This window comes from Serinicoccus sediminis, assembly GCF_004153545.1.
Classification (GTDB): domain Bacteria; phylum Actinomycetota; class Actinomycetes; order Actinomycetales; family Dermatophilaceae; genus Ornithinicoccus; species Ornithinicoccus sediminis_A.
Map to the genome: position 1 here is coordinate 120,817 of NZ_SDVA01000007.1, position 22,003 is coordinate 142,819.

Genomic DNA, 22,003 nt, shown 5'->3' on the forward strand with positions numbered 1-22,003 from the left:
TCAGATGCGCTCGACGATGCGGGCCAGCAGCTCGCCGCAGCGCTGGGCCGCGGCGGTGCCGGCGTCGATGACCTCCTGGTGGTCCAGCGGGGCCTCGCCGATCCCGGCCGCCGCGTTGGTGACGAGGGAGACGCCGAGCACCTCGAGCCCTGCCTGCCGCGCGGCGATCGCCTCCAGGGCGGTCGACATACCGACGAGGTCACCGCCCAGCACGCGGGCCATCCGGACCTCCGCGGGAGTCTCGTAGTGCGGCCCGGGGAACTGCACGTAGACGCCCTCGTCCAGGTCGGGGTCGACCTCCCGGGCCAGGTCCCGCAGCCGGGCGGAGTAGAGGTCGGTGAGGTCGACGAAGTTCGCGCCCTCGACCGGCGAGGTCGCGGTGAGGTTGAGGTGGTCCTTGATGAGCACCGGCGTGCCGGGCGCCCACTCCGGGCGCAGCCCGCCGCAGCCGTTGGTCAGCACGATGGTGGAGCACCCGGCCGCGGCCGCGGTGCGCACGGCGTGGACGACCGAGCGCACGCCCTTGCCCTCGTAGAAGTGGGTGCGGGTGCCGTAGACCAGCGCCCGCTTTCCGCTGCTGAGCGGGATGGAGCGCATGGTCCCGGAGTGCCCGGCCACGGCCGCCGCGGCGAAGCCCGGCACGTCCGCGTGGTCGACCTCCGCGTCGGCGGCGCCCAGCGCGTCCGCGGCAGGCTTCCACCCGCTGCCGAGCACCAGCGCGATGTCGTGCCGTTCGGCGCCGGTGCGGCGGGCGATGACGTCGGCCGCGGCTGCGGCCACCTCCCGGGGATCGGTCGCGGGGTCGTCGAGGTCGGGGGGAGCACCAGTAGTCACCGGTTCAGGGTAGCGATGGTTTGATGGGGCCGTGAGTGCTGCCACCAAGTCCGTCGTCGTCATCGGGGGAGGCCCCGGGGGCTACGAAGCCGCCCTGGCCGCCGCCCAGCTCGGCTCCGAGGTGACCGTCGTCGAGCGCTCCGGGCTGGGGGGCGCCGCGGTGCTCACCGACTGCGTACCGAGCAAGGCGCTCATCGCCACCGCCGACTTCATGGACCGGTTCAGCGCCGCCAAGCGCATCGGGGTGCACTTCGACGGCGCACAGGTCCCCGGCGACCAGGGCGTGACCGCGCACATCGCGGACGTCAACAGCCGCATCATGGAGCTGGCACAGGCGCAGAGCCGGGACATCGGCGAGCGGCTGGAGTCCGCCGGGGTGGAGGTCGTCCAGGGGGCCGGGAGGCTCCTCGGTTCGGGCCGGGTGCAGGTGGTCGAGGGCGTGGAGGACGTCGACTCCGGGGAGGAGCCGGCCCCGCACGACGAGGACTGCGAGCACGAGCGCGGCCACCGCGAGCTGGAGGCCGACGTCATCCTCGTCTCGACCGGCGCTCGTCCGCGCGTCCTGGACTCGGCCCAGCCGGACGGCGAGCGGATCCTCACCTGGCAGCAGATCTGGAACCTCGCCGAGCTCCCCGAGCACCTCGTCGTCATCGGCTCCGGCGTCACCGGCGCCGAGCTGGCGCACGCCTACCTCGGGCTCGGCTGCCGGGTCACCCTCATCTCCTCCCGTGACCGGGTGCTGCCGGGGGAGGACGCCGACGCCGCCAACGTCGTGGAGGAGGTGTTCCGCCGCCGTGGCATGACCGTGCTCAACCGCTCCCGGGCCGGCGCCGTCCGGCGCGAGGGGGACGGGGTCGTCGTCACCCTCGAGGACGGCCGGGAGGTCGAGGGCAGCCACGCCCTGCTGGCCGTCGGGTCCATCCCCAACACCACGGACATGGGCCTGGAGGAGGCCGGCGTGCGGCTGAGCCGCTCCGGCCACGTCGAGGTCGACCGGGTCTCCCGCACCAGCGCCCCGGGGGTGTATGCCGCGGGGGACTGCACGGGCGTGTTCCCGCTCGCCTCGATCGCGGCGATGCAGGGCCGCATCGCGGTCGCGCACTCGCTCGGTGACGCCGTCGCCCCCCTGTCGCTGGGCAAGGTGAGCTCCAACATCTTCACCGACCCGGAGATCGCCACGGTCGGGGTGAGCCAGGCCGACGTCGACGAGGGCCGGGTGGACGCCCGGGCGGTCATGCTGCCGCTCACCAAGAACCCGCGGGCCAAGATGCAGAACCTGCAGGACGGCTTCGTCAAGCTCTTCGCCCGCAGCGGCAGCGCCACCATCGTCGGTGGCGTGGTGGTCGCGCCCCGGGCCAGCGAGCTCATCTTCCCGATCGCGCTGGCCGTCGCGAACCGGCTCAACGTCGACCAGTTCTCGGCGACCTTCACGGTCTACCCCTCGATGAGCGGCTCGCTCTCGGAGGCCGCCCGCCAGCTGCACGAGATCGCCGACTGACCCCCCCTCATACGACCGAGCGCCGTGAATGGTGGGCCTGAGGGCGACCGAGCGCCGTCAATGGTTGGCCTGAGGGCGACCGGGCGCCGTCGATGGTTGGCTCGGTGGGGGTGAGAGCAACCATTCACGGCGCTCGGTGGGGGTGAGAGCAACCATTCACGGCGCTCGGTGGGGGTGAGAGCAACCATCCACGACGCTCGGTGGGGGTAAGAGCAACCATTCACGGCGCTCGGTGGTATGAGGCGGCGCGGCGCCGGTGGAGCGACTGGACGGTGCGGCTCTCAGTCGGCGAGCTCGCAGATGACGGCGCCGGTGGTGACGGTGTCACCGACGGCGGCCGACAGCCCGCTGACCGTGCCGGCCTTGTGCGCCTTGATCGGCTGCTCCATCTTCATCGCCTCGAGCACGACGACGACGTCGCCCTCGGCCAGGGTCTGGCCCTCCTCGACGGCGATCTTGACGATGGTGCCCTGCATTGGGGCGGTCACGGCGTCGCCGGACGCCGCCGCGCCGCCGCCACCGCCGCGCGAGCGCTTCGGGGCCTTCTTGCGGCCGCCGCCCGAGGCGCCGGAGCCGCCGCCCAGGGCGAGCCCGGCGGGCAGCGACACCTCGAGGCGCTGGCCGCCGACCTCCACCACGACGGTCTGCCGCTCACCGTGCTCGGGGGCCTCCGCGGTCGGGCCGCTGTAGGGCTCGATCTGGTTGTCGAAGTCGGTCTCGATCCAGCGGGTGTGCACCGTGAAGGGAGACTCCGGGTCCTCCGGCGCGAACGCCGGGTCGGCGACCACGGCGCGGTGGAAGGCGAGCACGGTCGGCATACCCTCCAGCTCGAACTCGGCCAGCGCCCGGCGCGAGCGCTCCAGCGCCTGCTGCCGGGTACGCCCGGTGACGATGAGCTTGGCGAGCATCGAGTCGAACTGACCGGCCACGGTGTCGCCCTCGACGACGCCGGAGTCCAGGCGCACCCCCGGGCCCGACGGCGGCCGGAAGACCGTCGCGGTGCCCGGCGCCGGGAGGAAGTCACGGCCCGCGTCCTCGGCGTTGAGCCGGAACTCGAACGAGTGCGCCACCGGTGCGGGGTCGTCGTAGCCCAGCTCCTCGCCGTCGGCGATGCGGAACTGCTCACGGACGAGGTCGACGCCGGTGACCTCCTCGGTCACCGGGTGCTCCACCTGCAGCCGGGTGTTGACCTCCAGGAAGGAGATGTCGCCCTCGGGGCCGACGAGGAACTCGCAGGTGCCGGCGCCGACGTAGCCCGCCTTCTGCAGGATGGCCTTGCTCGCACGCACGAGCTCGGCGTGCTGTTCCTCGCTCAGGAAGGGCGCCGGGGCCTCCTCGACGAGCTTCTGGTTGCGGCGCTGCAGCGAGCAGTCCCGCGTGGAGACGACGACGACGTTGCCGTGCTGGTCGGCCAGGCACTGGGTCTCGACGTGCCGGGGACGGTCGAGGAAGCGCTCGACGAAGCACTCGCCACGCCCGAAGGCGGTGACCGCCTCGCGGACCGCGGAGTCGAACAGGTCGGGGATCTCCTCCATCGTGCGGGCGACCTTGAGCCCGCGGCCGCCACCCCCGTAGGCGGCTTTGATGGCGACCGGGAGCCCGTGCTCCTCGGCGAAGGCCACGACCTCGTCGGGTCCCTCGACGGGGTCGGTGGTCCCGGGGACGAGCGGTGCCTCCGCCTCGAGCGCGATGTGCCGCGCCTTGACCTTGTCGCCGAGGGCGTCGATCGCCTCGGGGGAGGGGCCGATCCAGGTCAGCCCGGCGTCCATGACGGCCTGGGCGAAGGACGCGTTCTCGGCGAGGAAGCCGTAGCCCGGGTGCACCGCGTCCGCGCCCGCCTGCCGCGCCACGTCGAGCAGCTTCTCCTGCACCAGGTAGGACTCGCCGGGGGTGGAACCGCCGAGGGAGTACGCCTCGTCGGCGACCTTGACGTGCAGGGCGTCGCGGTCGGGGTCGGCGTAGACCGCGACCGAGCCCAGGCCTGCGTCGCTGCAGGCGCGGGCGATGCGCACGGCGATCTCGCCCCGGTTGGCAATGAGGACCTTGCTGATCGGCATGGGGGTCACCCTAGCCCGAGAGGTATGCCGTCGGCGCCAGGCAGCGCGGGGGCCCTGGGCTCGCCTGGACGAGGGTCAGGAGAGGCGCGCGACGTCCTCGGCGCAGCGCTGCTCCAGCTCGTCGAGCTCCCGCAGGCTGTCCTCGATGTCGCGGCGGCGCCGCTCCAGGTCCTGGCGACGGTCGCCGATCTGGGACAGCAGGTAGCGCAGCTGCCCCACCTCCCCGGGCTGGTCGTCGTACATGTCGAGGATGGTCGCGATCTCCTCGAGGGAGAAGCCGAGCCGGCGTCCCCGCAGGATGAGCGCCAGACGGGTGCGCTCGCGGCGGTGGTAGATGCGCCGCTGGCCCTCCCGGTCCGGCGCGAGCAGCCCCAGGTGCTCGTAGTGCCGCAGCGCCCGGTGGGTGACGTCGTAGTCGTCAGCCATCTGGGCGATGGTCCACGTCGTCGTGGTCTCGGTCACGGTGCTTGTCCTAACGTCAAGGTGTCGCGCCCATCCTGCTTGACCTTGGCGTCAACGTCAAGCAGGATGGTGAGGACGTCGGCGGGAGCTCCCGCCGCCACCGTCGAGCGCGAGCGAGGATGCGGACACCGATGTTCGAACTGACCGAGGACCACGAGGAGTTCCGCGGCCTGGTCCGCGAGTTCGCGGAGGCGGAGGTCGCCCCGCACGTCGAGCAGTGGGACAAGGACGCGCACTTCCCCGACGAGCTGGTGCCCAAGATGGGGGAGCTGGGCCTGTTCGGGCTCAACGCCCCCGAGGAGTTCGGCGGCGCCGGCACCGAGCACGGCGGCTTCACCTACACCTGCCTGGCGATCGAGGAGCTGGGCCGCGTCGACCAGTCGGTCGGCATCACGCTCTCCGCCGGGGTGGGGCTGGGCATCAACCCGATCCTGTCCTACGGCACCCAGGAGCAGAAGGAGACCTACCTCCCCGACCTCCTGGCCGGTCGCACCCTCGCCGGCTTCGGCCTCACCGAGCCCGACGCCGGGTCCGACGCCGGCGCCAGCCGCACCAAGGCACGGCTCGAGGACGGTCACTGGGTCGTCGACGGGGCCAAGGCCTTCATCACCAACTCCGGCACCGACCTGACCTCGGTCGTCACGGTCACCGCCAAGACGGGCGAGACCGCGGACGGTCGGCCCGAGATCAGCGCCATCATGATCCCGGCCGGCACCGACGGGTTCGTCGTCGAGCCGTCCTACCGCAAGCTCGGGTGGCGCATCTCGGACACCCACGGGCTGACCTTCGAGGGATGCCGCGTCCCCGAGGACAACCTGCTCGGCCAGCGCGGGGAGGGCTTCCGGCAGTTCCTCAAGACGCTCGACGACGGCCGCGTCGCGATCTCCGCGCTCGCCGTCGGCTGCGCGCAGCGCATGCTGGAGGAGTGCACCGCCTACAGCCAGCAGCGGCAGGCCTTCGGGCGGCCGATCGCGGTCAACCAAGGAGTGTCCTTCCAGATCTCCGACCTGGCCGTGATGGTCGAGGCGGCCCGGCTGCTCACCTACAAGGCCGCCTGGCTCAAGGACGAGCAGGAGGCCGGGCGCCGCGGGGTGGCCGAGGTCAAGCAGGCCGCGGCGGTCGCCAAGCTCTACTCCACCGAGGCCGCGGTCAGCTCGACGCGGATCGCCACGCAGATCTTCGGCGGCAACGGCTTCATGGAGGAGTACCCCGTGGCCCGCTTCTACCGGGATGCCAAGATCCTGGAGATCGGCGAGGGGACCTCCGAGGTCCAGCGCATGGTCATCGCCCGCGGCCTGGGCCTGCCCGCCCGCTGACGAGAACCTCGACCTCGACCCACCGGGTCCCAGCACACGAGGAGGACGGACGTCCATGAGCAGCAGCGCGGCCGACACCCCCGGCGACCCGCGGGTCGCGGACCTGCGCGAGCGCCTCGACACGGCCTACCGCGCCTCGGCGGAGCCCAGCGAGCGGGCCCGCGCCAAGCTCGACTCCCAGAACAAGCTCTACGTCCGTGAGCGGATCGCCCTGCTCTTCGACGAGGGGACCTTCGTCGAGGACGGCCGGTATGCGAACGCGACGGCGGGCGCGCTCCCGGCGGACGGCGTCGTGACCGGTCGGGGTGAGGTGGACGGGCGGGCGGCGATCGTCGTCGCCAACGACCCCACGGTCAAGGCGGGGTCGTGGGGCGCGCGCACCGTGGAGAAGATCATCCGGGCGACCGAGGCGGCCCTGCGCGAGGAGCTGCCGATCTTCTGGTTCGTCGACTCCGCCGGTGCCCGCATCACCGACCAGGTCGACCTGTTCCCGGGCCGGCGCGGCGCGGGCCGGATCTTCCACAACCAGGTCGCGCTGTCCGGCAAGGTGCCGCAGATCTGCTGCCTCTTCGGGCCGAGCGCCGCCGGCGGCGCCTACATCCCCAGCTTCACCGACATCGTCATCATGGTCGAGGGGAACGCGTCGATGTACCTCGGCAGCCCGCGGATGGCCGAGATGGTGGTGGGGGAGACGGTGTCGCTGGAGGAGATGGGCGGCGCGCGCATGCACTGCACGGTGTCCGGGGTGGGGGACCTGCTCGCCGCCGACGACACCGAGGCGATCGAGCTCGCCCGGCACTTCTTCTCCTACCTGCCCGAGTCGTGGCGCGCACCCGTCCCCGCCTACGAGGGCGAGGAGCCCGCGCGGCCGCTGGGGCGGCACACCGTGCCCGAGGCGGAGTCGGTGCCCTTCGACGTGCACGACGTCATCGAGGGCCTGGTCGACGACGACAGCTTCTTCGAGGTCAAGCCGCTCTTCGCCGCCGAGCTCGTGGTGGGTCTGGGACGTGTGGACGGGCAGACCGTCGGCATCGTCGCCAACAACTCGGCGGTCAAGGGCGGGGTGCTCTTCACCGACTCGGCCGACAAGGCCGCCCGCTTCATCTGGCTGTGCGACGCGTACGGCATCCCGCTGCTCTACCTCGCCGACGTGCCGGGCTTCATGATCGGCTCCGAGGTGGAGCGCGGCGGGATCATCCGGCACGGCGCCAAGATGGTCTCGGCCGTCTCCGAGGCGACGGTGCCGCAGCTGTGCGTCGTGCTCCGCAAGGCCTACGGGGCCGGGCTCTACGCCATGGGTGGGCCGGGCTTCGGGCCGGAGGCGACGATCGCGCTGCCCACCGCGCGGATCGCGGTCATGGGCCCGGAGGCGGCGGTGAACGCGGTCTACGCCAACAAGATCGCCGAGATCCAGGACGCGCGGGAGCGCCAGGAGTTCATCGACGCCCGCCGCGCCGAGTACCTCGAGGACGTCGACCTCGAGCGGCTCGCCGCTGACCTCGTCATCGACGCGATCACCGAGCCCGAGGACCTGCGCGCCGAGGTCGTCCACCGGCTGCGGTACGCCGCCCGCCGGGACCGGCACTTCTCCACCCGCCACCGCAGCATCCCCCCGGTCTGATGGCCACCGGTCGTGGGCCCGCCGCCCCCGCGTGGGCGCTGGCAGGGGCGGGCGCGCTGGCGGTGCTGGGCGGCGTCCTCCTGTGGCTCAGCACGCCCCGGAGCTTCGGGTGGTTCGTGTACGACGACGTCGTGCCGAGCTTCCCCGTCCAGTGGCAGGAGGTCGTCGGGCCGATCGTCATCTGCGTGGGCGCGGTGCTCCTGGCCCTCGGCAGCTACCTGCTGGGTCGGCGGTCCCGAGCGGGTTGACCTCGCTGCATACCTAACAAAGTCGTTAAGTATGCGGTAGGGTGGGCGCCATGTCCTCCCTCGACGCGGTGGTCGGCGCCATCGCCAGCGAGCCCCGCCGCCGGGTGGTCGAGCACCTGGCCGACGGGCCCGCCACCGTGAGCGCGCTGGCCGAGGTGCTCGGGATGAGCGTGCCCGGCACGATGCGCCACGTGGACCGCCTGGCGGAGGCGGGGATCGTCCTCCGGACCAAGGCCGGACGCGTCGTCACCGTCGAGCTGGTGCCCGGCAGCCTGGACCCCCTGGCGACCTGGGCCCTGCAGCACCGCCTCTTCTGGGGCAACCACCTGGACCGCCTGGCAGGTCACCTGGCAGGTCCCACCGACAGGAGCGAGCCATGAGCGACAGCACCGTCACCGTCACGCGGGTCGTCCCGGCCGACGCCGACCGGGCCTTCCGGGCGTGGATGGACCCCGCCGAGCTGGCCCGGTGGTGGTGGCCGCAGTGGCCGGACACGACCTACGAGGTCGACGCCCGCCAGGGCGGGCGGCTGCGCATCACGGCCCCCTCCGCCGGGGTGGGCGTGGAGGGGGCCTTCCTCGAGCACGATCCCCCGCGCCGGTTCGTCATGACCTGGACCTGGGTGGACGACCCGGCTGCCGGCGTGCCCGCGGACGCCGCGGTGGACACGGTCGAGGTCACCTTCACCCCGGGCGACGGGGGCACCGAGGTGACCGTGCGGCATACCTCGAGCGGGCACGACGGCGGCGACGAACAGGGCTGGAACGACGTGCTGGACCGGCTGCCCGGGCACCTGGCGAGCTGACCCTCGGGCACCGAGGCCCGGCTGGGCCCGAGGGCGTGGCCGCGGGGTCGGGAGCGGTCCGACTCCCGCGGCGTCGACCTTGTTAGCCTCCCGGCATGCTCTCCACCCGTCGACAGGCCCCCGGGGGCACCCCCGGCACGGCAGGACTGCGCAGGCGTGCCCGCACGGGAGCGCGACGGGTCGCCCAGGCGTTCTCCCGGCCGGTGACCTACGTCGTCGCACCGCACCCGGACGACGAGACCCTGCGGCTCGCCTCCTACATCCCGTGGCTCTGCGCCCGCACCCAGCACCCGGTCGTCCTGGTCGCCGTCAGCGACGGCGGTGCCTCCCGGCGGGCGGAGCTCAAGGGGTGGACCCCGGCCTACGAGAGGGAGTTCCGCCGGTCCGAGCAGGCCGCCGCGTGGTCGGCCCTGACGGCGGGCGCGGGGCACATCGTCCGGCTCGGGCTCCCGGACGGCGGCGTCCAGGCGGAGGAGGTCGGCCGGGCGCTGAAGAAGCTGGACCGCCGCGGGGCGCGGTGGGTCGTCGCGGCCCACCCCGACGACGACCACCCGGACCACCGCGCGGTCGTCGAGGCGGTGCAGGGGCTCGGGGCCCGGACCGTGCGGTTCAGCCTGGGCACCCTCATGTCCGGCGAGGCCTCCGTCTACCGGCCGACCCGCAGCAGCGAGGACCAGATCCAGATCGCCGTGGCCGCCTACGAGAACTTCGGCCGGCAGTCCGTCAAGGACGAGTTCTCGGCCCTGCGCAGGCTGGGCTACGTGAGCCGCGTCGTCTCCCGGTCGATGGAGCCCGCCGCGGCGGCGCCCCGCCCGCAGCCGCCGGCGGAGCCGGCACGTGCCGCCGCCTCTGAGCCGGCGCCCGCTGCCACCGCCGAGCCCTCGCCCCCGGCGCCGGCCCCGCCCATCTTCGTCCTGGGCAACCAGAAGTCGGGGAGCACGGCGATCGCCAGCCTGCTGGCCGAGTGCATCGGCGGGAAGGCCTCGCTGGACGTGCTCTACCAGACCCGCACCCGGCTGGCCGACCTGCTGGGGCAGGAGGACGCGGTCGCCACGCTGGCGCAGCGCCGGCCCAAGGTCTTCGCCGCGGACGTGGTGAAGGACAACGACGTCATCTTCCTGCTGCCCTCGCTGCGGGCGGCGTTCCCGGACGCCCAGGTGGTCTTCGTCGTCCGCGACCCCCGGGACAACATCAGGAGCATCCTCAACCGGGTGGACCTGCCCGGGTCGCAGGCGGACCTCACCGCGGACCAGTACGACGACCTGAGGGAGCGGCTGCCCGGGTGGTACCCCATCCTCACCAACGCGGGGATGGCCACCGGGCCCAGGCAGTACGTGGAGGCACTGGCGGACCGGTGGGTGCGCGCCGCACAGGCCTACGTCGACGCCGCCGAGCACCTGACGCTGCTGCGCTACGAGGACTTCTGCGCCGACAAGCGCGGGAGCATCGAGGCGCTGGCCCGGTCCCTGGAGCGACCGGTCGTGCACGACATCACCGGCTCGCAGGACCGGCAGTTCCAGCCCCGCGGAGACCGCGAGGTCACCCCCGCGGCGTTCTTCGGCGAGGACAACCTGCGGCGGATCGAGCACACCTGCCGCGCCCTGATGTCCCGCTTCGGCTACCCGACGACCGACTGACGACCCGGCCCGCGGGGGCGCCGCGCCTCAGCGCAGGTGGTCGCCCCACCAGGTGAGGATGTGCTCGAACCGCTGCTGGCGGTGCCGCGGCTGGCCGCTGCGGGTGAGCTCGTGACCCTCGCCCGGGAAGATGAGCAGCTGGCTGGGGACCCCGTTGCGCCGGAGCCGGGCGAAGAGTCGCTGGCCCTGCTCCAGCGGGCACCGGAAGTCGCGCTCGGAGTGGATGATGAGGGTGGGCGTGGTGATGTTGTCGGCCCAGGTGAGGGGCGACTGCTCGTGCTGGTAGGCCCCGGCGTACTCGTCGGCGAAGAACCAGCCGATGTCGCTCGTGCCCGCGAAGGAGTCCCAGGCGTTGACGGCGCGCTCGCTGATGGCCGCGGTGAAGCGGTCGGAGTGCCCGACGAGCCAGGTGGTCATGAGCCCGCCGTAGGACCCGCCCTGGACCCCCACCCGGGAGCCGTCCAGCTCGGGCAGGGTCAGCGCGTGGTCCAGCAGGGCGGTCAGGTCGGCGACGTCGACGGTGCCGATGGCCTCCTTGACGGCCCGACCGTGGCCGGCGCCGTAGCCCGACCCGCCGCGCGGGTTGCCCATCACCACGGCATACCCCGCCCCGGCGAGGACCTGCGCCTCGTCGAAGAGGTTGCCGGAGTACTGCGTGTAGGGCCCGCCGTGGATCATGAGGACGACCGGGTGGCCGGCCTTGCGGCGCGGCTTGCTCGGGGGGCGGAACAGCCAGCCGTGCACCGGGTAGCCGTCGTTGGCGCTGGCCGACAGCTCCTCCGGCTCGATCGGGTCCGCGGCCTCGCGCAGGTGACGCCCGAAGTCGGTGCGGGCGGTGAGCGTCTCGCCGAGCCGGCCGACGAACAGCTCGGAGTATGACGTGCGCGTGCCGGCCACCGCCACGACCAGGTCGCCCCCGCTCGCCAGCGCGGTGACCGAGACGTGGCCGTCGAGCAGGACGTGCCCCGAGCCCACGTCGCGGACGACGGTGTCGCCGCGCTGCTCGAACGCGGCCACGACGCTGCCGTCACCGGCGATGACCGGTGCGCAGGCCAGGTGGTCGGTCTCGGCGTCGGTGAGGGCCACGCCGGGGCCGTCGAGCCGCCGGAGCACGGCGTTGCGGGCGACGAAGTCCTGCTTCGAGCTCCCGAGGTCGTTGGACCCGTAGACGGCGGTGCCGTCCGTGCCCACCGTGACGCTGCCGACGCTGCCGGTGCCGTCGGTGTGCCGCCGGAACCCCTTGCCGCGCAGGTCGACCGAGCACACGTCACGGACCAGCGTGTCCGGCACCCAGGCCCCCCTCCGGTCGCGGGAGGCCAGGAACGCGACCCGGGTGCCGCCGTGGACGAAGCGGGGCTCGGTGTCGTCGCCGGCCCCGCCGGTGAGCTGCACGCTCGCGGGCAGCTCCTCGGCGTCCGCCGCGTCGGTCGCGGGCAGCTCGGCCAGGTCGAGGAGGAACACCGTGCTGGGGCGGTCCAGGACGTAGCCGAGCCCGTCGGCGAGATAGGTGCTGTGGCTGATGAGGCGGGGGGCCTCCTGGTCGGGCTTGACGTCGTCGTCGGTGCCGTAGCGCCCTTCCTCCGGGACGCGCGCGGCATACGCCAGATGGGTGCTCCCCGGCGACCAGTCGAAGCTGCCCACGCCGAGCTTCTGCTCGGTGAGGACCCGGGCGTCGCCCCCGTCGGCGCGCATGACGTGCAGCTGGGCGGGGCCGTCCTCACCGGCGCGCAGGAACGCCAGCCACCGACCGTCGGGGGAGTAGCGGGGGGAGGAGTCGCGGGTGCTGCTCGTCAGCCGGACGGGCTCCGCGCCCTCCTCGGTGAGGTCCAGGCGCCACAGGCTGGAGCGGTAGCGGTTGTCCTCGGTGTCCGGACGGCTGACGCTGAAGACGACGTCGCTGCCGTCCGGTCGCACGGTGGGGGAGGACAGGGTGCGGATGGCGGTCAGGTCGGTGGGCTTCACGGCGTCGACCCTACGCCGGGGGCCGCAGGGTGCCCGCGGTCGGTGGCTCAGCCACTCGCCGCGGATGAGGGGTCACGGCGCTCGAGGACGACCCAGGCGGTGATCGGGGTGCCCTCGGGGCCGGGCTCGCGCGACACCTCGCGCCAGACCGAGGGGTCGACGTGCGGGAACCGGGTGCTGCCCTCCGGCGCGAGGTCGACCTCGGTGAGCACCAGCCGGGTGGCGTGGTCGATCGTCTGGGCATAGATCTCCCCGCCGCCGACGACGAAGACCTCCGTGTCGCCGGCCACGAGCAGGGCCTCGGGCAGCGAGTGCGCGACCTGCGCGCCCGGGGCCGACCAGCCCCGGCGACGGGTGACCACGACCGTGCGGCGGCCGGGGAGGGCGCGGCCGATGGAGTCCCAGGTGCCGCGCCCCATGACGAGCACCCCGCCCATCGTCGTCTCCTTGAAGAAGCGCAGGTCGGCGGGCAGGTGCCACGGCATCGAGGCCCCGTCGCCGATGACCCCGTTGCGTCCGACGGCGGCCACCAGCGTGAGGGACTGCTCGAACCCGTGGATCACGAGCGCCCCGGTGCGGCCCTCGCGCAGCGCCTCCAGCGCGAGCCGCTCGTGGGGCACCACGTCGTCGGGCAGCCCGTCCAGCGGCCACCAGCGCAGCTCGGCGGCGCGGTCCGGCTCGGCCACGTGCGGGTCGCCCGACCACGAGGTGGTGGTGACGACCACGTCGACCCGCTGCTCCACCGGCTCGGGCAGCGCGCAGGTGCGCTGGAGGGTCGCGACGTGGTCGAGGTCGCCGGTCTGGACGACCACCCCCAGCTCCTCGCGCGCCTCGCGCACCCCCGCCTCCAGGAAGGACTCTCCCGGCTCGACGTGACCCGCGGCGCCGCACGCCCACCACCCGTCCATGAAGGGCGTGCCGCGGCGCAGCTGCAGCAGCACCTCGGTGCCGTGCTCGCCCTGCCGCTGCAGGACGACGTAGGTCGCGGGCACCAGGCGCCCGTCCGGGGGGCGCTGCACCGGGCCGTGCGTCATACGGCGATCGGGGCCTTGATCGTGGGGGCGGCGACGTAGTCGCGGACCTCGACGTCCTCGATCTCGAAGGCGTCGATCTCGCGGACCTCGGGGTTGAGCCACAGGGTCGGCAGCGGCCCCGGGGTGCGGGTGAGCTGCTCGGCGGCCTGGTCGAGGTGGTTGAGGTAGAGGTGGGCGTCGCCGAGGGTGTGCACGAAGTCCCTGGCCCGCAGGTCGGTGACCTGGGCGACCATGTGCGTCAGGAGGGCGTAGGAGGCGATGTTGAAGGGCACACCCAGGAAGGTGTCGCCGCTGCGCTGGTAGAGCTGACAGGACAGCCAGCCGCGCCGGTCGGGGTCGTCGGGCGCGGCGGGGGCGACGTAGAACTGGAACATCGTGTGGCACGGCGGCAGCGCCATCCGGTCGACGTCCGCGACGTTCCACGCGCTGACGACGTGCCGGCGGGAGTCGGGGTTGGTGCGCAGCCCCTCGACGAGCCGCTGGATCTGGTCGACGGTCCCGCCGTCGGGGGTCGGCCAGGAGCGCCACTGGTGCCCGTAGACCGGGCCGAGGTCGCCGTGCTCGTCGGCCCACTCGTCCCAGATGCTGATGCGCCGCTCCTGCAGCCACCGCACGTTGGTGTCGCCGCGCAGGAACCAGATGAGCTCGCCGATGATCGAGCGCAGGTGCAGCCGCTTGGTCGTCAGCGCCGGGAACCCCTGGGTGAGGTCGAAGCGCATCTGGTGCCCGAAGACCGACAGCGCGCCGGTGCCGGTGCGGTCCTCCTTGCGGACTCCCTCGGTGCGGATCCGCTCCAGGAGATCGAGGTATGCCTGCATGCCGCCCACTGTAGACGCGGGCTCCGACCACCCGCCCTCAGCCGGCGGCGACCAGGGCGACGCAGACCGCGCAGAAGGCGAGGCCCGCGGCCTGGCCCCGACCGATGCGCTCGCGCAGGAGCGCCGCCGCGAGCAGGACCGTCACGGCGGGGTAGAGGGAGGTGAGCACCGCGGCCACGGTCAGCAGACCGGTCTGCGTCGAGAGCAGGAAGCCCAGGGCTGCCAGGGTCGCGAGGACCCCGGCGAGCAGGCCCCCGCCCACCTCGACGCCGGTCCGCGGCCACCAGGTGCTGCGCAGCAGGGTCGCGACGGCCACGACACTCACCGCCCCCACCGCCTGCGCCACCGCCAGCGGCCAGTAGCCCGCGCCGTCCGGGACCTGGCCGATGGCGGCGAAGAGCAGGCCGAACCCGGCGCCGGCGAGGGCGCCGTCGGCGATGCCGGCAGCGAGCTGGCGCTGCGGTCCGGGCTCCCGGCTGACCAGCCAGATCCCGGGCAGCGCCGCCGCGACACCCCACCAGACGAGCGCCCCGGGCCGTTCGCCGGTCGCCAGCGCCACCGCGACCGGCAGCACGGCCGCCCCCACGCCGGAGACCGGGGCGACGACCCCCATACGCCCCTCGGCGAACCCTCGGTAGAGGAAGGCGCCGCCCAGCCCGCTGCCCACCCCGGCCAGCGCGCCCCAGGCCAGGTCCGCACCGGAGGGGTCACCCGTCGTCGCGGCGGCGATCACCACCGCGCCGAGCAGGCCGCCGACGGCGCACATCACCGCGACCGGCCACGGCGAGCTGCGGCGGGAGGCGACACCGCCCACGAAGTCGGACAGGCCGTACGCCAGGGCGGCGCCGAGGGCCAGGATCACCCCCACGGGCGACTCACCCGGCTGCCGGGACAGACCCGGGCGCCGGTCGGGGCGGTATGCCGTCACGGACGGCCGCGATCATGTCCACACCGTCCAGCGTCCCAGAGCGGACGCGCTGGCGGTCGGACGCCCCTCCTGGGGATACCCTGGTGCGCCATGAGCCACCCCCATCCCGAGCTGACCGCGCCCCCGCCCCTCCCGGACGGGGGCGTCCGCATCATCCCCCTCGGCGGGCTGGGTGAGGTGGGCCGCAACATGGCGGTCATCGAGCACCGCGGCAAGCTGCTCGTCATCGACTGCGGCGTGCTCTTCCCGGAGGAGCACCACCCCGGCGTCGACCTCATCCTGCCCGACTTCACCGCGATCGAGGACCGGCTCGACGACATCGTCGCCATCGTCCTGACCCACGGCCACGAGGACCACATCGGGGCGGTGCCCTACCTGCTGCGGCTCAAGCCCGACATCCCGCTCGTCGGCTCGCAGCTGACCCTGGCCCTCATCGAGGCCAAGCTCAAGGAGCACAAGATCACCCCGCTCACCCTGGGTGTGACCGAGGGCGGGCGCGAGGAGCTGGGTCCCTTCGACTGCGAGTTCGTCGCGGTGAACCACTCGATCCCGGACGCGCTCGCGGTCTTCATCCGCACCTCCGGCGGCACCATCCTGCACACCGGCGACTTCAAGATGGACCAGCTGCCGCTGGACGGCCGGATCACCGACCTGCGCGCCTTCGCCCGGCTGGGGGAGGAGGGCGTCGACCTGTTCATGACGGACTCCACGAACGCCCACGTCCCGGGCTTCACGACCCCCGAGCGGCAGATCGCGCCGGCCATCGAGCGGGTCTTCCACAACGCGGCCCGACGGATCATCGTGGCCTGCTTCTCCTCGCACGTGCACCGCGTCCAGCAGGTGCTCGACGCCGCCGAGGAGTCGGGCCGCAAGGTGGCCATGGTGGGACGCTCGATGATCCGCAACATGGGGATCGCCGCCGACCTCGGCTACCTGCGCATCCCGGACGGCGTGCTCGTCGACCTCAACCGGCTGACCAGGCTGCCCGACGACCAGCAGGTGCTCGTCTGCACCGGGTCGCAGGGCGAGCCGATGGCGGCCCTGTCCCGCATGGCCGGCGGCGACCACAAGATCGACGTGGGCGAGGGCGACACCGTGCTGCTGGCCTCCTCGCTCATCCCCGGCAACGAGAACGCCGTCTACCGCGTCATCAACGGGCTGACCCGCCGCGGCGCGGACGTCGTCCACAAGGAGAACGCGCTGGTGCACGTCTCCGGCCACGCCAGCGCCGGCGAGCTGCTCTACTGCTACAACATCGTGCGCCCCCGCAACGTGCTCCCCGTCCACGGCGAGTGGCGGCACATGGTCGCCAACGCCGACCTGGCCGTGCAGACGGGAGTGCCGCGCGACAACGTGGTCATCGCCGAGGACGGCGTCGTCGTGGACCTCCTCGACGGGAAGATCCGCGTCGCCGGGGCCGTCGACTGCGGCTACGTCTACGTCGACGGGTCCCTCGTCGGCGCGGCGGACGAGACGATGCTCAAGGACCGCCGGATCCTGCGGGACGAGGGGTTCGTGACGATCATCGTCGTCCGCGACGCCTCCACCGGGGCGATCGCGGCCGGGCCGGAGATCCAGACCCGGGGCTTCGCGGAGGGCGAGGACGTCTTCGAGCGGGTCCGGCCCAAGCTGGTCGCGGCGCTGGAGGAGTCCCAGCGCACCGGCACCCAGGACAGCTACCAGCTGCAGCAGGTGATCCGGCGCACCGTGGGCTCGTTCGTCGGCAACAAGCTGCGGAGGCGCCCGATGATCATCCCCATCGTCATCGACGCCTGAGGCCGGGCCGGACAGCCGCCCACCGCCGCGCACCCCGGACCGGGGTGCGGCGGCAGGGGTCGTGTCAGTCCTCCGGGTGGTCGGGGCGGCCCAGCCGCTTGCGCAGCCGCGCGGCCTCCTCGGCGATCTGCGCCTCGGTGGGCTCCCGGTCGAGGCGCAGGGTGCTGGCGTGGATGGCCACGCCGACGCCCCAGCCCATCATCGGCCAGATGGGCCAGTAGTAGCCCATGCCGCTGACCAACCAGATCGCGGTGAGCAGCGTCATGATGATGACGTAGACGCTGAGGTGCTGCAGGAACTCCTTGCGCTGCTGCAGGCGCTGCAGCGCGCGCTCGCGCATCTCCGGGTCGAGCTCGGTGTGCGGACGGTACGGCTGCAGCGGGAGGTTGCCCTCGACCGGCTCGTGCGGCCCCTGCGGTGGCTGGCTCACCCCTGCAGCGTACTCAGCGGGACGCCGCGGCACGAGCGTCCCGATGCTCGACGAGGCGGGCGACGTCCGGCACCAGGCAGGCACCCCAGCCGATCATCACCCAGACGGGCCAGAAGTGCCCCCCGCCACTCATGGCCCAGACGACCACGAGCAGGCCGATGAGCATCCCTGCTCGCGCCACGCGGGCCCGGCTCGCGGCCACGTCACCCCGGCTGCGAGAGCCGCAGGGCGGCGAGCCGCCGGCCCGCCCCGGCCGGTGCTGCCCCGGCAGGTCCTCCACCCCGCCCGTGCCGGGCGTGGGCAGCGGCGGTGGGGCGTCCGCCGTGCCGGACCTCTTGAACGGGCTGGTCGGGCCCTGCACCGGGACGGACATGTCGGCTCCTCGCTCTGTCGGACGGTATGACCCGACACTAGGGTCGGCGCGCCCGAGGGTGCCGTGACAGATGTCAGCGGGTCGCCGGGCAGGCCGTCCCGACGGGCGCGAGGGACCGGGTCGGGCAGCGGACGGCGTGGGACCCCTGTGACGACCGTGGCCATTGGGTACCGTGCGAACGTGGCCAAGACTGCGACATCGACCCGTGCCGGCTCCGGCGGCGCCTCCCGGCGTCCCGCCAGCCGGTCGACGACGACCAAGGGCCGCGCGTCCGGGGGCTCGGGCCGCGGCTCTGGCCCGGCGTCCCGGCCGGCCGACGGCCCCTCGCTGCCGGGCCGGGCGCTGCGCGGCATCGCCGGCGTCACCGGGGGCACGGTGCGGGCGATGACCGACACCGCCCACGACCTGGACCCCGAGCACCGCCGCGACGGCGCCGGGTTCCTGCTGCTGGCCCTGGCCCTCGTCGTGGCCCTGCGCGAGTGGTGGGGCCTGGACGGCTTCGTCGGCGACGTCATCCACGTGGCGGCCGCGGGCACCTTCGGGCGGGTCGCCCTGGTGCTGCCCGCGGTCCTCCTCTTCTTCGCCGTCCGCCTCTTCCGCGCACCGGGGGAGCAGCAGGCCACCAACCGGATGAGCATCGGCATGACCGCCATGCTCGTCGCCGCCAGCGGCATCACCCACCTCGCGACCGGCAACCCCGACTACGCCGAGGGCTCGGCGGTGCTGCAGCGCTCGGGCGGGATCCTCGGCTTCATCGCCTCCTCCATCCCGGCGTCGGCCATCACGGTCACCGGCGCCTACATCGTGCTCAGCCTGCTGGGCGTCTTCGGCTTCCTCGTGCTCACCCGCACGCCGGTCCACCGGATCCCCGACCGGATCCGCGAGGTCGAGCAGCAGCTCTTCGACTCCGCGCGCTTCGACGAGGTCGACGCCGACGGCAACCCGGTGCCGCGCCGGCGCCGGGGGGCCGGCTCCGTCGACGGCCCGCGCGACGGCGACGTCCCCTTCGACCAGGCGGCCGAGGTCGACCGTGCGACCAAGCGCCGCGCCCGGCGTGCTCCGGCCGCGCGTGACGCGGCCAGAGACACGGACACGGACCCGACCGGCGAGGTCGCGGCGACCGGTTCGCGCACCACCGCCAAGGCCGCCCCCCGGGGCGGGGCCAGGCCCGCCCCCGCGCAGGATGCGCAGGGCGACTCGACCGACGAGATCCCCGGCCCGCGGCCCGGGCAGAGGCGCGCCACCGCCCCCACCGCGGTCGAGAAGGCCAAGGCGGCCAAGCGCGAGCTCGAGGCGCCCCCGACCGCCCAGCTCCCGCAGCGGGTCGAGCAGCTGCAGCTGGCCGGGGACGTCACCTACACCCTCCCCGAGTCGGCCCTCCTCAAGCCCGGCACCCCGCACAAGGAGCGCTCCGAGGCCAACGACAAGGTGGTGGAGGCGCTCACCGGCGTCCTCGAGGACTTCAACATCGACGCCCAGGTCACCGACTTCAGCCGCGGGCCGACCGTCACCCGCTACGAGGTGGAGCTCGGCCCCGGGGTCAAGGTCGAGCGGATCACCGCGCTCTCCAAGAACATCGCGTATGCCGTGGCCAGCGCCGACGTGCGCATCCTGTCGCCGATCCCGGGCAAGTCGGCGGTCGGGGTGGAGATCCCCAACGCTGACCGGGAGAACGTCAGCCTGGGCGACGTGCTGCGCAGCCAGACCGCGCGCAACAACACCCACCCGATGGTGATGGGCGTGGGCAAGGACGTCGAGGGCGGCTACGTCATCGCCAACCTCGCCAAGATGCCGCACATGCTCGTCGCCGGTGCCACCGGCTCGGGCAAGTCGAGCTTCGTCAACTCGATGATCACCTCCATCCTCATGCGGTCGACCCCCGACGAGGTGCGGCTCATCCTCGTCGACCCCAAGCGGGTCGAGCTGACGGCATACGAGGGCATCCCGCACCTCATCACCCCGATCATCACCAACCCGAAGAAGGCCGCCGAGGCCCTGGCGTGGGTCGTCAAGGAGATGGACCACCGCTACGACGACCTCGCGGCCTTCGGCTACAAGCACATCGACGACTTCAACAAGGCCATCCGGGCGGGCAAGGTGACGCCGCCGCCGGGGTCGGAGCGGGTGCTGCAGCCCTACCCCTACCTGCTCGTCGTCGTCGACGAGCTCGCCGACCTCATGATGGTCGCCCCGCGCGACGTCGAGGAGTCGGTCGTGCGGATCACCCAGCTCGCCCGCGCCGCGGGCATCCACCTGGTGCTGGCCACCCAGCGGCCCAGCGTCGACGTCGTCACCGGTCTCATCAAGGCCAACGTGCCGAGCCGGATGGCCTTCGCGACGTCCTCGCTCGCCGACTCCCGGGTCGTGCTGGACCAGCCCGGTGCGGAGAAGCTCATCGGCATGGGCGACGCGCTCTTCCTGCCGATGGGCGCCAGCAAGACCATGCGCGTGCAGGGGTCGTGGGTCACCGAGTCCGAGATCCACGACGTCGTCGCGCACGTCACCGGCCAGCTCAAGCCGAGCTACGTCGAGGAGGTCGTCGCGGCCCCGGTCCAGAAGCAGATCGACGAGGACATCGGCGACGACCTCGACCTGCTCCTCCAGGCGACCGAGCAGGTCATCACGACCCAGTTCGGGTCGACGTCGATGCTGCAGCGCAAGCTGCGGGTCGGCTTCGCCAAGGCCGGCCGCCTCATGGACCTCATGGAGAGCCGGGGCATCGTCGGTCCGTCCGAGGGCAGCAAGGCCCGTGACGTGCTCGTCAAGCCGGACGACCTCGAGACCACCCTCGCGCTGCTGCAGGGTCAGGACCCGCCCCGCCCCGAGGTCGAGACCGACACCGCCCCCTTCGACGCCGACCCGACGGAGGTCGCCGACGAGGACGACGGCGACGCCGACGAGGGGCGGGCGCCGGCCGGCCGGGCAGCGCCCCAGCCCGCGGCACGGCGGGACAGCCGCTACGACGGCGACCCGATCAGCGGCAGCTACGTCGAGGACGAGGAGGAGCCGGAGAGCGAGGACGCCTGGTCGCTCACCGGACGCGACTGACGCGGCCGCGCTCAGCCGTCCGCAGCGTCCTCGACGTCCTGCAGCAGACGCAGCACGTTGCCGTGGGCGAGCTTGGCCAGGTCCGCCGGCGACCAGCCTCGCCGGCTCAGCTCGGTGAGCAGCACCGGGTAGGTCGAGACGTCCTCGAGCCCGGCCACGACGTGCTCGGTGCCGTCGACGTCCCCGCCCAGCCCGACGTGGTCCACCCCCGCGACCTCGCGCAGGTGGTCGAGGTGGTCGGCGACCTCCGGCAGGGTGGCCCCGGGGCGGGGGTGCCGCTGCTCCCACGCCAGGCCGAACCGGGTCATCTCCGGGTGGTCGTTGGGGTCGACCCCGGCGGCCTGCGCCGCGGCCCGGGCCTCCTCCTGCCACTGCCAGCAGGCCGGCGAGACGAACTGCGGGACGAAGGTCGCCATGCACACCCCGCCGCCCTCGGCCATCGTCGCGAGCACGTCGTCCGGGACGTTGCGCGGCGAGGGGCACAGGGCGTGGGCGTTCGAGTGGCTGAAGACCACGGGCGCGTCCGAGGCCGTCAAGGCGTCGCGCATGGTCGAGGCCGCCACGTGGGCGAGGTCGACGAGCATGCCCAGCCGGTTGAGCTCGCCGACGACCTCGCGCCCGAACTGCGTCAGCCCGCCGTGCACCGGCTCGTCGGTGGCGCTGTCGGCCCAGGGGGTGTGGTGGTTGTGGGTGAGGGTCAGGTAGCGCACGCCCAGCCGGTGCAGCGTCCGCAGCACCCCGAGCGAGGACCCGATCGAGTGCCCTCCCTCGGCCCCCAGCAGTGACGCGACCCGGCCCTGCGCCATCGCCTCCCGCACCTCACCGGCGGTCGTCGCCAGGGCCAGGCGGTCGGCATACCGGTCGATGAGGCGGTGCACCAGGTCCACCTGCTCCAGGGTCTGCACCACGGCGTCCGCCTCGCTCAGCGAGGAGGGGACGTAGACCGACCAGAACTGCCCGCCGACGCCCCCGCGCGCCAGCCGGGGCAGGTCGGTGCGCAGCCCGCGCCCCGCGGTGTCCGCTCGCAGGTCGACCTCCAGCGCGTCCTCGGCGCCGACGAGCTCGCGCAGCGCCCAGGGCAGGTCGTTGTGCCCGTCGACGACCGCCGGCCCGCTGCCGTCCCACGCCGCCCGGTCCTGCGTCTCAGCCATGCGCT

19 protein-coding genes are annotated in these 22,003 nt (G+C 73.4%); 9 read left to right on the forward strand and 10 right to left on the reverse strand.

Annotated elements, in window-relative coordinates; genetic code table 11:
* Positions 1-834, reverse strand: coding sequence for a purine-nucleoside phosphorylase (locus EUS26_RS08525; protein ID WP_130013115.1), 834 nt, complete (start codon positions 832-834; stop codon positions 1-3).
* 31 nt (positions 835-865) lie between these two features.
* Between EUS26_RS08525 and EUS26_RS08530 the strand changes: the two genes are divergently transcribed.
* Positions 866-2,332: an NAD(P)H-quinone dehydrogenase gene (locus EUS26_RS08530; protein ID WP_130013117.1), complete on the forward strand. Its 1,467-nt coding sequence runs from the start codon at positions 866-868 to the stop codon at positions 2,330-2,332.
* 281 nt (positions 2,333-2,613) lie between these two features.
* Here EUS26_RS08530 and EUS26_RS08535 read toward each other — a convergent pair whose 3' ends face one another.
* Together EUS26_RS08535 and EUS26_RS08540 are read right to left on the reverse strand one after the other, a co-directional pair.
* Entirely contained in the window at positions 2,614-4,389 is a 1,776-nt protein-coding gene (locus EUS26_RS08535) for an acetyl/propionyl/methylcrotonyl-CoA carboxylase subunit alpha (protein ID WP_130013119.1), read from the reverse strand.
* Positions 4,390-4,464: 75 nt separating this feature from the next.
* The gene (locus EUS26_RS08540) at positions 4,465-4,851 is read right to left on the reverse strand and encodes a MerR family transcriptional regulator (protein WP_130013121.1); all 387 of its coding nucleotides are present in this window, start codon (positions 4,849-4,851) and stop codon (positions 4,465-4,467) included.
* Positions 4,852-4,982: 131 nt separating this feature from the next.
* Between EUS26_RS08540 and EUS26_RS08545 the strand changes: the two genes are divergently transcribed.
* The 6 genes from EUS26_RS08545 (at position 4,983) to EUS26_RS08575 (ending at position 10,478) form a co-directional block, all read left to right on the forward strand.
* On the forward strand, positions 4,983-6,167 hold the full coding sequence (locus EUS26_RS08545) for an acyl-CoA dehydrogenase family protein (protein ID WP_130013123.1): 1,185 nt from the start codon (positions 4,983-4,985) through the stop codon (positions 6,165-6,167).
* A gap of 55 nt (positions 6,168-6,222) precedes the next feature.
* Positions 6,223-7,788: an acyl-CoA carboxylase subunit beta gene (locus EUS26_RS08550; RefSeq protein ID WP_130013125.1), complete on the forward strand. Its 1,566-nt coding sequence runs from the start codon at positions 6,223-6,225 to the stop codon at positions 7,786-7,788.
* Positions 7,788-8,036 carry a hypothetical protein gene (locus tag EUS26_RS08555; protein WP_130013127.1) on the forward strand — a complete coding sequence of 83 codons (249 nt, stop codon included), beginning with the start codon at positions 7,788-7,790 and terminating at the stop codon, positions 8,034-8,036. Before EUS26_RS08550 ends, EUS26_RS08555 begins: the two co-directional genes overlap by 1 nt.
* A 50-nt stretch (positions 8,037-8,086) precedes the next feature.
* Positions 8,087-8,416 (forward strand): ArsR/SmtB family transcription factor, encoded by a 330-nt coding sequence (locus EUS26_RS16920; protein ID WP_165368556.1) that lies wholly within the window; start codon positions 8,087-8,089, stop codon positions 8,414-8,416.
* Positions 8,413-8,841 carry an SRPBCC family protein gene (locus tag EUS26_RS08570; RefSeq protein ID WP_130013248.1) on the forward strand — a complete coding sequence of 143 codons (429 nt, stop codon included), beginning with the start codon at positions 8,413-8,415 and terminating at the stop codon, positions 8,839-8,841. The genes EUS26_RS16920 and EUS26_RS08570 overlap by 4 nt, the downstream gene beginning before the upstream one ends.
* A gap of 95 nt (positions 8,842-8,936) precedes the next feature.
* Complete coding sequence (locus EUS26_RS08575; RefSeq protein ID WP_130013129.1) at positions 8,937-10,478, forward strand: PIG-L family deacetylase; 1,542 nt, start codon at positions 8,937-8,939, stop codon at positions 10,476-10,478.
* Positions 10,479-10,505: 27 nt separating this feature from the next.
* Here EUS26_RS08575 and EUS26_RS08580 read toward each other — a convergent pair whose 3' ends face one another.
* Genes EUS26_RS08580 through EUS26_RS08595 form a run of 4 tightly spaced genes read right to left on the reverse strand, consistent with a single transcriptional unit; the run spans position 10,506 to position 15,220 of the window.
* Positions 10,506-12,440 carry a S9 family peptidase gene (locus EUS26_RS08580; protein ID WP_130013131.1) on the reverse strand — a complete coding sequence of 645 codons (1,935 nt, stop codon included), beginning with the start codon at positions 12,438-12,440 and terminating at the stop codon, positions 10,506-10,508.
* A 47-nt stretch (positions 12,441-12,487) separates the two neighbouring features.
* Entirely contained in the window at positions 12,488-13,474 is a 987-nt protein-coding gene (locus tag EUS26_RS08585; RefSeq protein WP_130013133.1) for a dihydrofolate reductase, read from the reverse strand.
* On the reverse strand, positions 13,471-14,292 hold the full coding sequence (locus EUS26_RS08590) for a thymidylate synthase (RefSeq protein ID WP_130013135.1): 822 nt from the start codon (positions 14,290-14,292) through the stop codon (positions 13,471-13,473). Before EUS26_RS08590 ends, EUS26_RS08585 begins: the two co-directional genes overlap by 4 nt.
* A 37-nt stretch (positions 14,293-14,329) precedes the next feature.
* Positions 14,330-15,220 carry a DMT family transporter gene (locus EUS26_RS08595; protein WP_238148874.1) on the reverse strand — a complete coding sequence of 297 codons (891 nt, stop codon included), beginning with the start codon at positions 15,218-15,220 and terminating at the stop codon, positions 14,330-14,332.
* A 90-nt stretch (positions 15,221-15,310) separates the two neighbouring features.
* Between EUS26_RS08595 and EUS26_RS08600 the strand changes: the two genes are divergently transcribed.
* Positions 15,311-16,996 (forward strand): ribonuclease J, encoded by a 1,686-nt coding sequence (locus tag EUS26_RS08600; RefSeq protein ID WP_130013137.1) that lies wholly within the window; start codon positions 15,311-15,313, stop codon positions 16,994-16,996.
* 64 nt (positions 16,997-17,060) lie between these two features.
* Here the strand turns inward: EUS26_RS08600 and EUS26_RS08605 are convergent, their stop codons facing one another.
* Both EUS26_RS08605 and EUS26_RS08610 read right to left on the reverse strand, forming a co-directional pair.
* Positions 17,061-17,426: a 2TM domain-containing protein gene (locus tag EUS26_RS08605; RefSeq protein WP_130013139.1), complete on the reverse strand. Its 366-nt coding sequence runs from the start codon at positions 17,424-17,426 to the stop codon at positions 17,061-17,063.
* A gap of 13 nt (positions 17,427-17,439) precedes the next feature.
* Positions 17,440-17,799, reverse strand: coding sequence for a 2TM domain-containing protein (locus EUS26_RS08610; RefSeq protein WP_130013141.1), 360 nt, complete (start codon positions 17,797-17,799; stop codon positions 17,440-17,442).
* A 384-nt stretch (positions 17,800-18,183) separates the two neighbouring features.
* Here EUS26_RS08610 and EUS26_RS08615 point away from each other — a divergent pair, with 384 nt between their 5' ends.
* On the forward strand, positions 18,184-20,847 hold the full coding sequence (locus tag EUS26_RS08615) for an FtsK/SpoIIIE family DNA translocase (protein ID WP_130013252.1): 2,664 nt from the start codon (positions 18,184-18,186) through the stop codon (positions 20,845-20,847).
* An 11-nt stretch (positions 20,848-20,858) separates the two neighbouring features.
* Here the strand turns inward: EUS26_RS08615 and EUS26_RS08620 are convergent, their stop codons facing one another.
* The gene (locus EUS26_RS08620; RefSeq protein WP_130013143.1) at positions 20,859-21,998 is read right to left on the reverse strand and encodes a dipeptidase; all 1,140 of its coding nucleotides are present in this window, start codon (positions 21,996-21,998) and stop codon (positions 20,859-20,861) included.
* Positions 21,999-22,003: the final 5 nt, after the last annotated feature.